A 13,251-nucleotide genomic window follows, 5' to 3' on the forward strand; every position below is an offset into this window, starting at 1 on the left:
CAATGGCCATCGCCGTGCGCAGCGTCTCCTGGCACTTCGCGTCGCCGCAGGACACCGCGATGATCTCGGTGGCCGCGCCCTTTTCCTTCAGGCGCACCGCCTCTTCGACCGCGATCTCGTCGAAGGGGTTCATGCTCATCTTCACGTTGGCAATGTCGACACCGGTGCCGTCGCTCTTCACGCGCACCTTGACGTTGTAGTCGACGACCCGCTTGACGGGGACAAGAATCTTCATGGGTTGGACTCCATTGATTTGAGAAATCGGGGCTTGCAGGCAGCCGGCAATTTTAGGCGCCGGCCTCCGCGAGGACTGTTCATTTCAATCAGGGGGCTGAGACTCGAAGAAAAAGAACGGTCGTGCTTTTTTGTGATTATAGGCGAGCTGCCGGGGCCGGAGAAGTACCGACAGGTAACGACTCGACGCGGACCATGCGCTGGGGGTACGGAATTTCGATGCCGGCCCGGCGCAGGCCCTCGAGGATCGCGACGTTGATCGCCGAGCGCAGGTTGTCCCTGCCCTTGTCGGGATCGGAGACCCAGAAGTTGAGCGTGAACTCGAGTCCGTCGGGCGCGAAGTTCAGCAGGAAGGCGACCGGCGCCGGGTCCTGCAACACGCGCGGCTGCGCCACCGCCGACTCGCAAAGGATGGCCTGCACCTGCGCCACGTCGCTGCCGTAGCCGACCACGATGCTGGTCGTGACGTTGAACTTGAGATCGGCCAGCGAAAGGTTCTCGACCCGGCTCGTGATCATCGATTCGTTCGGCACGATCGACTCGCGGCCGTTGCCCGCGCGCACCAGCGTGTAGCGGGTCTTGATGTCGGTGATGCGGCCCTCGAAGCCGTCGACGCGCACGTTGTCGCCGATGCGGATCGAGCGCTCGAGCAGGATCACGAAGCCGCTCACATAGTTGGCCGCCAGCTTCTGCAGGCCCAGGCCCAGGCCGACGCCGAGTGCGCCGCCGAGCACCGACAGCGCGGTCAGGTCGACACCCACCGCCGACAGCGCGAACAGCAGGCCGATCAGCAGCAGGAAGGCACGGATCGCGTTCGACGCCACTTTGCGCATCGAGAGATCGGCCACCGCCTCGCTCAGGATGCGCTTCTCGATGGTGGCCGAGATCCAGAGCGCGATCACCAGCACCAGGCCGCCCGACAGCGTGCCCTCGAGAATGGTGCGCAGGCTCACGCGCGAGCGGCCGAAGGCCAGCGTGATCTCGTCGAGTTCGGCCAGCACCGGCGGCAGCAGGCCGACGATCCAGAGCACGGCGCCGATCCACGCGATCCAGGAAATGGTCCGCTCCACCAGCCGTGCCATCGCCGAGGCCGGAAAGACCGCGCTGAGCACCCGGGCGAAGAAGCGGATCGCCACCAGCGAGACGAACACCGACACCGCGATGCGAAGCACCAGGACCGGCTGGAAGCCGATCACCGCCCGCCGCGCCAGGTCGGTGAACAGCAGCGAAAGAATCGGGAACAGCAGGCCGTCGATGGTGCGCTGGCCGAACCAGATCGAATCCCTCGGCTGGTCGCGCCCGAACCACCGGCACACGGCCCAGGCCACGAGCACGCAGCCGGCCAGGATCGCGATCTCGATCCACAGGCCGCGGGCCTGGATCTGGCCGAGCTTCTGGCCGAACTCGCTGAAATTCATCCCGCTACAGATCGGCCAGAACGCGCAGGTGCTCCTCGACGCTGCGCGCCAGCGCATCGAGGTTGTAGCCCCCTTCGAGCATCGAGACGATGCGGCCCTTGGCGTGCCGGCGCGCCACGTCGACCACGCGGCCGGTGATCCAGCCGAAGTCATGCTCGTTCAGCCGCAGCTGGCCCAGGTCGTCGTCGCGATGGGCATCGAAGCCGGCGCTGACGAAGATCATCTGCGGCTTGAATTCCTCCAGCCGCGGCATCCAGCAGGCCTCGATCAGCTCGCGCACGTCCATGCCCTTGGTGTAGGCCGGCACCGGCAGGTTGAGCATGTTCGGCGCCGGGTGATCGGTGCCGCTGTACGGATAGAACGGATGCTGGAAGATGCCGACCATCAGCACCCGCGGGTCGTTGCTGAGGATGTCCTCGGTGCCGTTGCCGTGGTGGACATCGAAGTCGACCACCGCCACCCGCTCGAGCCCGTGTTCCTCGATCGCATGGCGCACCGCGATCGCGATATTGTTGAAGAAACAGAAACCCATCGCCTTGTCGCGGCAGGCGTGGTGGCCGGGCGGGCGCACCGCGCAGAAGGCGTTGTCGACGGCCCCGGCGATCACGGCGTCGGTGGCCGCGATGGCGGCACCGGCGGCGCGCCGGGCGGCCAGCAGCGTGAAGCGGGTGAGCGAGGTGTCGGGATCGATCTGCGCATGATCGGGGCCGCCGGCCGGCGCATCCTCGACCAGCCGCTGGCTCAGGGCCTCGAGATGCTCCATGTGGGCCACGCTGTGCGCCCGCGTGATCTGCGGCAAGGTGGCCAGCGGCACCTCGATCCGCTCCAGGGCGTCGCCGACGCCGGTGACCAGAAGGCGATCCTCGATCGCGTCGAGCCGCGCGGGGCATTCGGGATGGCCCGGCCCCATGTCGTGCTTCCAGCAATCGCGATGTGTGAAATAGCCGGTTTTACCCATGGATCGAATCACGTCGTACCCCCATGCGGCATGGGCCCGCCGGGCTTTACGGTATTGTTTGCATATGGATACAAAAATGGACGTCGCCGCGAAGCTCGCCAGTTTGCTCGGCCAGCTTAACACGGTGATCGTGGGCAAAGAGGCGCAGGTGCGCGATTGCGTGGCCTGCCTGCTGGCCGGCGGCCACCTGCTGATCGAGGACGTGCCGGGGGTCGGCAAGACCACCCTGGCACACGCGCTGTCGCACACCTTCGGGCTGCATTTCTCGCGCGTTCAGTTCACCGCCGACCTGATGCCGGGCGACCTCTCGGGCGTCGCGATCTACGACCGCGGCCAGCAGGCCTTCGTGTTCCACCCGGGCCCGATCTTCGCCCAGGTGCTGCTGGCCGACGAGATCAACCGCGCCAGCCCCAAGACCCAGAGCGCGCTGCTGGAGGCGATGGAAGAGAAGCAGGTCACGGTCGAGGGCGAGACCCGGCCGCTGCCGACGCCCTTCTTCGTCATCGCGACCCAGAACCCGCACGACCAGCTCGGCACCTTCGCCCTGCCCGAGTCGCAGCTCGACCGCTTCCTGATGCGCATCTCGCTCGGCTACCCCGACCGCGCGGCCGAACGCGAGCTGCTCGCGGGCGCCGACCGGCGCGAGCTACTGGCCGGACTGCCGGCGCTGCTGACCGCCGGCGAGCTGACGGCGCTGCAGCAGCGGGTGCTGCAGGTCCACGCCTCCGAGCCGCTGCTGAGCTACCTGCAGGACCTGATGGCCGCCACCCGCTCGGGCCGCTGGTTCCTGCAGGGCCTCTCGCCGCGCGCGGGCATCGCGGTGCTGCGCGCGGCCAAGGCGCAGGCGCTGCTGGCCAATCGCGACTACGTGGCGCCGGACGATGTCCAGGCGGTGCTGCCGCAGACCATCGCGCACCGGCTCACGCCGGTCGGCGATGCCGGCCGCGGCGCGGTCGAGCAGGTGCGCGCCATGATCGCGGCGGTGCCGCTGCCGTGAAGGCACCGGCGCCCGCCCGCGCCTGGCTCGCCGAGCGCCACGCGCCCTTGCGCCAGCGTATCGATCGCTGGTTCCTGACACGGCGCCCGCCCTCGGATGCGCTCGATCTGACGCAGCGCAATGTCTACATCGTGCCGACCCGGGCCGGCTGGATGCTGGCGGCCACGCTGCTGCTGCTGCTGGTCGCGTCGATCAACTACCAGCTCAATCTCGGCTACCTGCTGACCTTCCTGCTGGCCGGCAGCGTGGCGGTCGGCATGTATGTGTGCCATGCCACGCTGCGCGGCCTGGCGCTGCACCTGCTGGCGCCCGAGCCGCGCTATGCCGCGGCCGCCGCGGTATTCCGCGTGGTGCTCGACAACGCGCGCCGCAGCACGCGCTACGGCATCGGCCTCGCGGTACACCGCAGCGGCCAGTGGGCCTGGTGCGACGTACCGGCCGAAGGCAGCGCCACGGTCGAGGTGGCCTTCAGGCCCGAGCGCCGCGGCCTGCACCCGGTTCCGACGCTGACCGCGGAAACCCGCTTTCCGCTCGGCACCTTTCGGGTCTGGACCGTGTGGCGGCCGGCCTCGAAGGTGCTGGTCTATCCGGCGCCCGAGGCCCATCCGCCGCCGCTGCCTGCCGGCGAGCCGCTGGCCGGCCAGGCCGCGTCGGCCGCGCTGCGCGCCCACCCCTCCGGCGAATACGACGGGGTGCGCGCCTATCGCCGCGGCGATCCCTTGAAGCGGGTGGTCTGGAAGCGTGCGGCGCAGGCGCAGGCCATGGGATCCGACGATCTCGTGAGCCGGGATACGCAGCAGGCGCAGCGGCAGGAACTCTGGCTCGACGCCCAGGCCGCGGGACTGCCGGATCAGGAAGCACGGATCTCCCGGCTCTGCGCCTGGGTGTTGATGGCGGACCGGCTGGGCGTCGACTATGGCCTGCGCATGGCCGGCCGCGCGGTGGCACCGTCGCAGGGCGAAGCGCACAAGCGGCAATGCCTGGAGCTGCTGGCCCTATGCTGAGCGCCAGGCTGCAGGCCCTGCCGCGCGATGCCAGGGACACCCTCTTCCTGCTGGGTGTCATCGGCCTCATCCTGCTGCCGCAGGCGCCCAACCTGCCGTGGTGGTGCAGCGCGCTGGCCGCCATCGTGCTGCTGTGGCGCGGCACGCTGGCGGTGCAGGGCCGCCCGCTGCCCGGCAAGGGCTGGCGCATCGCCCTGCTCGCATTGACGCTGGTCGCGACCTACCTGACCCATCGCACGCTGCTGGGCCGCGATGCCGGCGTGACGCTGGTGGTCATCCTGCTGGCGCTGAAGACGCTGGAGCTGCGGGCCCGGCGCGATGCCTTCGTGATCTTCTTCCTGGGCTTCTTCACGATGCTCACGAACTTCTTCTATTCGCAATCGCTCGCGACCGCCTTCGCGATGCTGCTGGCGCTGCTGGGCCTGCTGACCGCGCTGGTCAACGCCCACATGCCGGTGGGCAGGCCGCCGCTGGCGCAGGCCGCGCGCACCGCCGGCTGGATGGCGCTGCTGGGCGCGCCGATCATGCTGGTGCTGTTCCTGCTGTTCCCGCGCATGGCGCCGCTGTGGGGCACGCCGAACGACGCCATGACCGGGCGCACCGGGCTGTCGAGCACGATGCGCGTCGGCGCCATGGCCGCGCTCGCGCTCGACGACGGCATCGCGGCGCGCATCAAGTTCGACGACGGCCGCGTGCCGCCCCGCCCGACGCTCTATTTCCGCGGCCCGGTGCTGTCGCAGTTCGACGGCCGCGAATGGACTGCACCGCCGCCCTTCTCGCGCAGCCTCCTGCCGCGGGACCTGCGGGTGCGCGGCCCGTCGGTCGGCTACGAAGTCACCCTGGAACCCGCGAACCGCCCCTGGGTGCTGACGCTCGACGCCACGCCGACCCGGCCCGAGCTGCCTGGCTACGAACTGTTCGGGACCCCGGAGCTTCAATGGATCGCCAATCGGCCGATCGGCGACCTGGTGCGTTTCCGGGCCGAAAGCTTCACTCAGTTCGAGAGCGGCCCGACGCGCCGTACGGCCGCGCTCCAGGCCTACGTCGCCCTGCCGCCGGGCTCGAACCCGCGCACGGTGGCGCTGGCGGCGCAGATGCGAGCCGATCCGGCGCTGGCCGGTGCCGCCACGCCGGCCCTGGTGCAGAACGTGCTGCAGCGCTTGCGCACCGGTGGCTACGCCTACACGCTGGAACCCGGCCTCTACGGCGACGACACCGCCGACGAGTTCTGGTTCGACCGCAAGGCAGGATTCTGCGAGCACATCGCCTCGGCCTTCGTGGTGCTGATGCGCGCGCTCGACATTCCGGCCCGCATCGTCACGGGCTACCAGGGCGGCGAGATCAACGGCGTCGACAACTTCTGGGTGCTGCGCAACAGCGACGCCCATGCGTGGGCCGAGGTCTGGCAGGCCGGCGTCGGCTGGGTGCGGGTCGATCCGACCGGTGCGATCTCGCCCGACCGGGTCGGCCAGTTCCGCCGGCTGGCACCGCAGCCCGGCCTCATCGCCGGCGCGATCGGCGCCATGAATCCGACCCTGTCGCAGAACCTGCGCGCCGCCTGGGAGGCCGTCAATAACGGCTGGAACCAGTGGGTGCTCAACTACACGCAGAACCGGCAGCTGGACCTGCTCAAGACCCTCGGCTTCGAGGCCCCCAGCCTGCAGGACCTGGTACTGGTGCTGCTCGCGCTGCTGGTGGTCGCGAGCCTGGCGGGTGCCGGCTGGACGCTCTGGGAGCGCAGCCAGCACGACCCCTGGCTGCGGCTGCTGGACCGGGCCCGCGCGCGGCTCCAGCGAGCCGGCATCGCAGTGCCCGTCGGCGCTTCGCCGCGCCAGATGGCAGCCTGCCTGTCGGAGCGCTTCGGCAGCGGCGCGGAGCCGGCGCGGCAATGGCTGCTGCGCCTCGAGGCGCAGCGCTATGCGAGAGCCCCGGCCGAGGCGCTGTCGACCCTGCGCCGCGAATTTCGCCGGCTTGCATGGCCGCGCTGAAACCACTTGTGTCGGTTCGGGACAGGGGCCGCGCCGGCGGCACAATCGACGCGATGCGACGCCTTCTCCTCAACGCCCTGCCGGCCTTCCTCCTGGCAGCCACCTTCCTCGCGGCGGCGCCCGCCGCGGCCCAGGCGGCAAAGGACAAGCGCGGCGCCACGGTGCGCGGCGGCATTCCCTACGCCACGCGCCCCGACGCCATGCAGTTCGCCGACGAGGTGGCGGCACGGCGCGACCTCGACCCCGCCTGGGTACGGGCGACCATCGGCAATGCGCGGCAGTTGCCCCATGTGCCGCAGCTGATGCTGCCCGCGCCGAGCGGCACGCCGAAGAACTGGCAGGTCTATCGCAGCCGCTTCATCGACCCGGTCCGCATCGCCGCCGGCGTGCGTTTCTGGCGCGACAACGCCGCAACCCTGGCGCGGGCCGAGGCAAGCTACGGCGTGCCGCCCGAGATCATCGTCGGCATCGTCGGCGTCGAGACCCTCTATGGCCGCAACATGGGCAGCTTCCGCGTCATCGACGCCCTCACCACGCTGGCCTTCGACTTCCCGCAGGCGCATCCGCGCGCGGCCGAGCGCCAGGCCTTCTTCCGCGGCGAACTCGAGAGTTTCCTGAGCACCGAGAGCCGTACCGCCGAAGACCCGATGGTGCCGCTGGGCAGCTACGCCGGCGCCATGGGCATGCCGCAGTTCATGCCGAGCAGCATCGCGAAATACGCGGTGGACTTCGACGGCGACGGACGCATCGACCTGGTCCACAACCCGGCCGACGTGATCGGCTCCGTGGCGAGCTATTTCAAGGCCTTCGGCTGGCAGCCGGGATTGCCGCCGATCTTCCCGGTGAGCTTCGACGAATCCCGGCTCCTGAAGTCGGTGCTGCTGGCGCCGGACATCGTGCCGACCTTCAGCATCGATGCCTTTGTCGCCGGCGGCGCGGTGCTCCAGGGCGAGGCGCTCAGGCACCCCGGCCTGCTGGCACTGGTCGAGCTGCAGAACGGCTACGACGCGCCGAGCTACGTCGCCGGCACCCGCAACTTCTACGTCATCACGCGCTACAACTGGAGCAGCTACTACGCGATGTCGGTGATCGATCTGGGTCGCGAAGTGCGGGCGGCGATGGCGCAGTGATGGACACCGCAGCGCTGCGCAGGTCATGGGCCGACGCGTGGCACGACCTCGGCGTGGACGCCCCGGACGACGCGCTCTTCGACCGCTTGCTGGCGCGCTACGACGAGCCGCAGCGCGCCTACCACACGCGCCAGCACCTGGCCGAGTGCCTGCTGCACTTCGAGCGCGAGCGCAGCCAGGCCGGGCGCCCCGGCGAGGTCGCGCTGGCGCTCTGGTTCCACGACGCCGTCTACGACCTCGGCCGGCACGACAACGAGGCGCGCAGCGCCGACTGGGCGCGGCGCGCACTGCGCAACGCCGGCGCCGCGCCCGAGGCTGCCGAGCGCGTGCATGCGCTCGTGATGGCCACGCGCCACGAGGCCGTGCCGGAAGGCAAGGATGCGCAGCTGCTGGTCGACATCGACCTCGCGATCCTCGGCGCCCCGCTCGAGCGCTTCGCCGAGTACGAGCGACAGATCCGCATCGAGTACGCGCACATCCCGCCCGAGGTCTTCGAACCGCGGCGGCGCGAGATCCTGGGCCGCTTCCTGGCCCGCGAGCCGCTGTATCGGACCGCGTCGCTGCGCCAGCTGCTGGAAGCCGCGGCGCGCCGCAATCTCCAGCAGGCGCTCAACTGAGCGCCGCGGGCTTCAGCGCACTTTTCCTTCTTTCCAGGCCGTCAGCAGCTTGTCGTAGTCGATGGTCTCGCCCTTCGGCTTCTCGTTCGCGAGCTTCTTCCACGGCGCGTGCTCGTCGCTCAGCATCTTGGCCGGGTCGCCCTTCGGCGCCAGCTTGGGCGCGCACTTGGCCATGCCGGCGCGCTCCAGGCGGCCCATCACGTTGTCCATCTCCTCGGCCAGGTTGTCCATCGCCTTCTGCGGCGTCTTCTCGCCCGTGACCGCCTCGGCCACGTTCTTCCACCACAACTGCGCCAGCTTCGGGTAGTCGGGCACGTTGGTGCCGGTCGGCGTCCAGGCCACCCGCGCCGGGCTGCGGTAGAACTCGATCAGCCCGCCGTACTTGTTGGCGTTCTGCGTGAAGTACTCGTGGCGGATGTCGCTCTCGCGGATGAAGGTCAGGCCCACCACGCTCTTCTTGGCCGAGACGGTCTTGGAAGTGACGAACTGGGCATAGAGCCAGGCCGCCGCTGTCTTGTTGGGGTCATGGGCCTTGAAGAAGGTCCACGAGCCGACGTCCTGGTAGCCGTTCTGCATGCCCTGCTTCCAGTACGGGCCGTTCGGGCCGGGCGCCATGCGCCACTTCGGCGAGCCGTCCGCGTTGACCACCGGCAGCCCGGGCTTGGTCATGTCGGCCGTGAAAGCGGTGTACCAGAAGATCTGTTGCGCAATCTGTCCCTGCGCGGGCACCGGCCCGGCCTCGCCGAAGGTCATCCCGGTGGCCTCCTTGGGCGCGTACTTCTTCATCCAGTCGATGTACTTGGTGAGCGCGTAGACCGCAGCCGGCGAATTGGTCGCGCCGCCGCGCGCCACCGAGGCGCCGACCGGCGTGCACTTGTCGGCCGCCACCTTGATGCCCCACTCGTCGACCGGCATGCCGTTCGGGATGCCCTTGTCGGCCGTGCCAGCCATCGAGAGCCAGGCATCGGTGAAGCGCCAGCCCAGCGACGGGTCCTTCTTGCCGTAGTCCATGTGGCCGTAGATCGGCTTGCCGTCGATGGTCTTGACGTCGGCCGTGAAGAACTCGGCGATGTCCTCGTAGGCGCTCCAGTTGAGCGGCACGCCGAGGTCGTAGCCGTACTTGGCCTTGAACTTGTCCTGCAGGTCCTTGCGCGCGAACAGGTCGGCGCGGAACCAGTAGAGATTGGCGAACTGCTGGTCGGGCAGTTGGTAGAGCTGGCCGTCGGGCGCCGTCGTGAAGCTGGTGCCGATGAAGTCCTTCACGTCGAGCCCCGGATTGGTCCATTCCTTGCCGGCGCCCGCCATGTACTCGGTCAGCGACATGATCTTGCCGTAGCGGTAGTGGGTGCCGATCAGGTCGGAGTCGGAGATCCAGCCGTCATAGATCGACTTGCCCGACTGCATCGAGGTCTGCAGCTTTTCGACCACGTCGCCTTCCTGGATGATGTCGTGCTTGACCTTGATGCCGGTGATTTCCTCGAAGGCCTTGGTCAGCGTCTTCGATTCGTACTCGTGCGTGGTGATGGTCTCCGACACCACCGCGACCTCTTTCACGCCCTTGTCCTGCAGCTTCTTGGCGGCGTCGATGAACCACTTCATTTCGGCCGCCTGCTGCTCCTTGCTGAGGGTCGACGGCTGGAACTCGCTGTCGATCCATTTCTTGGCCTCCGCCTCCCCGCCCCATGCGCTCTGCAAGGCGAAAGTCGCCGCTGCCAGAGCCATTGCTGTGTAGCGAATCTTCATGGTTGTCTCCTCGATGGCGCTTCCCGGTTCTTTCGGAGCCGGCCCCGGGAAAGCGGAGGGCCGGTCCGATGGACAAAAAAAAAGACTCAACCCTTTCGCATGATCAGCGCAAGCACGCCCATCGAGAGGACGAAGCTGATCCAGATCGATGGTTCGGCCTCGAGGCCGAACCACTCCTGGAACCTGCCGGCCAGGCCGATGAAGATCAGGTTGATGTAGGCCGCGGTCAGCAAGCCGATGAAGAGCCGGTCGCCGCGCGTGGTCTCCAGCGGCAGCCAGCCGCGCCGCAGCGTGGTCGGCGACTTGAGCTCCCACACGGTCATGCCGACCAGCATCAGCGCGATGCAGGTGAAGAAGACGGCCACCGGGGTGGTCCAGACCATCCAGTCGAACATGATCAGACCCTCCCCATCGCGAAGCCCTTGGCGATGTAGTGCCGCACGAACCAGATCACGATCGCGCCGGGCACGATGGTCAGCACGCCGGCGGCCGCCAGCGTGGCCCAGTCCATGCCGGACGCGCTCACGGTGCGCGTCATCGTCGCCACGATCGGCTTGGCGTTGACGCTGGTCAGCGTGCGCGCCAGCAGCAGCTCGACCCAGCTGAACATGAAGCAGAAGAAGGCCGCGACGCCGACGCCGGCCTTGATCAGCGGCAGGAACAGCGTGAGGAAGAAGCGCGGGAACGAGTAGCCGTCGATGTAGGCGGTCTCGTCGATCTCGCGCGGGATGCCGCTCATGAAGCCTTCGAGGATCCAGACCGCCAGCGGCACGTTGAAGAGCAGGTGCGCCAGTGCCACGCCCAGGTGCGTGTCCATCAGTCCGACGGTCGAATAGAGCTGGAAGAAAGGCAGCAGGAAGACCGCCGGCGGCGTCATGCGGTTGGTCAAGAGCCAGAAGAACACATGCTTGTCGCCGAGGAAGGTGTAGCGCGAGAAGGCATAGGCCGCCGGCAACGCCACCGTGAGCGAGATCACGGTGTTGATGCCGACGTAGATCAGGCTGTTGATGTAGCCCGAGTACCAGGACTCGTCGGTGAAGATGCGCCGGTAGTTCTCCCAGGTGAAGCTCTGCGGGAAGAACGAGAAGCTCGACAGGATCTCCTCGTTGGTCTTGAAGCTCATGTTGACCATCCAGTAGATGGGCAGCAGCGCGAACACCAGGTAGAGCAGCAGGAAGACGCTGCGCTTGCGATAGCGGCGCTCGTTCATTTCTCTTCCTCCACCTCGAGCGTGCCGACGCGCAGCATCCAGTTGTAGAGCACGAAGCACAGCAGCAGGATGATCAGGAAGTAGATCAGCGAGAACGCCGCCGCCGGGCCCAGGTCGAACTGCCCCACCGCCTTCTGCGTCAGGTACTGGCTCAGGAAGGTGGTCGCATTGCCGGGCCCGCCGCCGGTCAGCACGAAGGGCTCGGTGTAGATCATGAAGCTGTCCATGAAGCGCAGCAGCACCGCGATCACCAGCACGCCGCGCATCTTCGGCAGCTGGATATAGCGGAACACCGCGAACTTGCTGGCGCCGTCGATGCGCGCCGCCTGGTAGTAGGCGTCGGGGATCGAGCGCAGGCCGGCGAAGCACAGCAGCGCCACCAGCGGCGTCCAGTGCCAGACGTCCATCAGCAGCACGGTCAACCAGGCATCGCGCGCGTTGCCGGTGTAGCTGTAGTCGATGCCCAGCTTCTGCAGCGTGTAGCCGAAGAGCCCGATGTCGGCGCGGCCGAAGATCTGCCAGATGGTGCCGACCACGTTCCATGGGATCAGCAGCGACAGCGCCACCACCACCAGCACCGCCGAGGCCTTCCAGCCGGTGGCCGGCATCGACAGCGCCAGGCAGATGCCGAGCGGGATCTCGACCACCAGCACCGCGATCGAGAAGCCGAGCTGCCGCCCGAGCGCCGCATGCAGCTCGTCGTCGCGCATCACGGCCGCGAACCACTCGGTGCCGACGAAGACCCGGCGCTCGGGCGAGATGATGTCCTGCACCGAATAGTTGACCACCGTCATCAAGGGCACGATGGCCGAGAAGGCGACGCACAGCAGCACCGGCAGCACCAGCCACCACGCCTTCTGGTTCAGCGGTTTGTTGTAGCCGTTCATACGAGTTCCTCGTCGCGGTAGAAGCAGCTCTTGCGGCCCAGCACCTGCAGCCAGACGGTGGCGCCCGGCGCCGGCACCGTGGCATCCGATGCCAGCCGGGCCTTGACGGCGCTCTCGCCGGCCCGGGCGCTCAGCATCAGGTGGGTGCCGACGTCCTGCACCTGCGTCAGGGTGGCGGGCACCGCGCCCGGCGCGTTGGCCTCGACCAGCGCCACGTACTCGGGCCGGATGCCAAGCTTGAGCGCGCCCTCGGGCAGCTCGCGGGTCGACGCGAGGCGCGTGCCCGCGATCTCGAGCGTGCCGCCGGCACTGCGCACCGGCAGGAAGTTCATCCCCGGCGAACCGATGAAATGGCCGACGAAGGTATGGGCCGGCCGCTCGAACAAGGCCTCGGCGCTGCCGATCTGCACCGCCTTGCCGCGCGTCATCACGACCACTTCCTCGGCGAAAGTGAGCGCCTCGACCTGGTCGTGCGTGACGTAGATCAAGGTCAGCTTGAGCTCGCGGTGGATCTGCTTGAGCTTGCGCCGCAGCTGCCACTTGAGATGCGGGTCGATCACGGTCAGCGGCTCGTCGAAGAGCACCGCGGACACGTCGCTGCGCACCAGGCCGCGCCCGAGCGAAATCTTCTGCTTGGCATCGGCTGCGAGGCCGGCCGCACGCTGGTTGAGCTGGCCGCTCATGTCGAGCATCTCGGCGATCTCGCCGACGCGCCTGCGGATCTGCTCGGCGGGCATGTTGCGGTTGCGCAGCGGAAACGCGAGGTTCTGCGCCACGGTCATGGTGTCGTAGATCACCGGGAACTGGAACACCTGCGCGATGTTGCGCTGCTGCGGGGTCTCCAGCGTCACGTCGCGGCCGTTGAACTTGACGCTGCCCTTCGACGGCGCCAGCAGGCCCGAGATGATGTTGAGCATCGTGGTCTTGCCGCAGCCCGAGGGGCCGAGCAAGGCATAGGCGCCGCCGTCGCGAAAGCTCATCCTGAGCGGCAGCAGCGCGTAGTCGCTCTCCTGCACCGGGTTCGGGCGGTAGGCATGGGCCAGGTCCAGGTCGATGCGTGCCATG

13 protein-coding genes are annotated in these 13,251 nt (G+C 68.3%); 5 read left to right on the plus strand and 8 right to left on the minus strand.

The window, feature by feature from the left end; genetic code table 11:
• From AC1DYD_RS36310 to AC1DYD_RS36320, 3 genes are all read right to left on the minus strand, one after another.
• Window positions 1–235: electron transfer flavoprotein subunit beta/FixA family protein (locus AC1DYD_RS36310; RefSeq protein WP_478177582.1), on the minus strand; the 235-nt coding region annotated here is incomplete at its 3' end.
• Window positions 236–371: 136 nt separating this feature from the next.
• Window positions 372–1,652: a mechanosensitive ion channel family protein gene (locus AC1DYD_RS36315; RefSeq protein ID WP_478177583.1), complete on the minus strand. Its 1,281-nt coding sequence runs from the start codon at window positions 1,650–1,652 to the stop codon at window positions 372–374.
• A gap of 4 nt (window positions 1,653–1,656) precedes the next feature.
• Window positions 1,657–2,610, minus strand: coding sequence for a histone deacetylase family protein (locus AC1DYD_RS36320; protein ID WP_478177584.1), 954 nt, complete (start codon window positions 2,608–2,610; stop codon window positions 1,657–1,659).
• 76 nt (window positions 2,611–2,686) lie between these two features.
• Between AC1DYD_RS36320 and AC1DYD_RS36325 the strand changes: the two genes are divergently transcribed.
• The 5 genes from AC1DYD_RS36325 to AC1DYD_RS36345 are packed head-to-tail and all read left to right on the plus strand — an operon-like array spanning window position 2,687 to window position 8,346.
• Window positions 2,687–3,607, plus strand: a complete 921-nt coding sequence (locus tag AC1DYD_RS36325) for an AAA family ATPase (protein WP_478177585.1) — start codon at window positions 2,687–2,689, stop codon at window positions 3,605–3,607.
• Complete coding sequence (locus AC1DYD_RS36330; protein ID WP_478177586.1) at window positions 3,604–4,611, plus strand: DUF58 domain-containing protein; 1,008 nt, start codon at window positions 3,604–3,606, stop codon at window positions 4,609–4,611. The genes AC1DYD_RS36325 and AC1DYD_RS36330 overlap by 4 nt, the downstream gene beginning before the upstream one ends.
• Entirely contained in the window at window positions 4,605–6,599 is a 1,995-nt protein-coding gene (locus tag AC1DYD_RS36335) for a transglutaminase TgpA family protein (RefSeq protein WP_478177587.1), read from the plus strand. Before AC1DYD_RS36330 ends, AC1DYD_RS36335 begins: the two co-directional genes overlap by 7 nt.
• 53 nt (window positions 6,600–6,652) lie before the next feature.
• Window positions 6,653–7,729 carry a lytic murein transglycosylase B gene (mltB, locus tag AC1DYD_RS36340; RefSeq protein ID WP_478177588.1) on the plus strand — a complete coding sequence of 359 codons (1,077 nt, stop codon included), beginning with the start codon at window positions 6,653–6,655 and terminating at the stop codon, window positions 7,727–7,729.
• The gene (locus AC1DYD_RS36345) at window positions 7,729–8,346 is read left to right on the plus strand and encodes an HD domain-containing protein (protein WP_478177589.1); all 618 of its coding nucleotides are present in this window, start codon (window positions 7,729–7,731) and stop codon (window positions 8,344–8,346) included. Before mltB ends, AC1DYD_RS36345 begins: the two co-directional genes overlap by 1 nt.
• Before the next feature lie 12 nt (window positions 8,347–8,358).
• Here the strand turns inward: AC1DYD_RS36345 and AC1DYD_RS36350 are convergent, their stop codons facing one another.
• The 5 genes from AC1DYD_RS36350 to AC1DYD_RS36370 all read right to left on the minus strand — a co-directional run bounded on the left by AC1DYD_RS36350 (window position 8,359) and on the right by AC1DYD_RS36370 (window position 13,250).
• The gene (locus tag AC1DYD_RS36350; protein WP_478177590.1) at window positions 8,359–10,089 is read right to left on the minus strand and encodes an ABC transporter substrate-binding protein; all 1,731 of its coding nucleotides are present in this window, start codon (window positions 10,087–10,089) and stop codon (window positions 8,359–8,361) included.
• 86 nt (window positions 10,090–10,175) lie between these two features.
• A complete protein-coding gene (locus tag AC1DYD_RS36355; protein ID WP_478177591.1) occupies window positions 10,176–10,484 on the minus strand; it encodes a DUF2160 domain-containing protein in 309 nt (102 codons plus the stop codon).
• 2 nt (window positions 10,485–10,486) lie between these two features.
• Entirely contained in the window at window positions 10,487–11,299 is an 813-nt protein-coding gene (locus AC1DYD_RS36360) for a carbohydrate ABC transporter permease (RefSeq protein WP_478177592.1), read from the minus strand.
• The gene (locus tag AC1DYD_RS36365; RefSeq protein ID WP_478177593.1) at window positions 11,296–12,186 is read right to left on the minus strand and encodes a carbohydrate ABC transporter permease; all 891 of its coding nucleotides are present in this window, start codon (window positions 12,184–12,186) and stop codon (window positions 11,296–11,298) included. The genes AC1DYD_RS36360 and AC1DYD_RS36365 overlap by 4 nt, the downstream gene beginning before the upstream one ends.
• On the minus strand, window positions 12,183–13,250 hold the full coding sequence (locus AC1DYD_RS36370; RefSeq protein ID WP_478177594.1) for an ABC transporter ATP-binding protein: 1,068 nt from the start codon (window positions 13,248–13,250) through the stop codon (window positions 12,183–12,185). The genes AC1DYD_RS36365 and AC1DYD_RS36370 overlap by 4 nt, the downstream gene beginning before the upstream one ends.
• Window position 13,251 lies beyond the last annotated feature (1 nt).

The sequence above is a fragment of the Variovorax sp. P4_B11 genome (genome assembly GCF_056402355.1).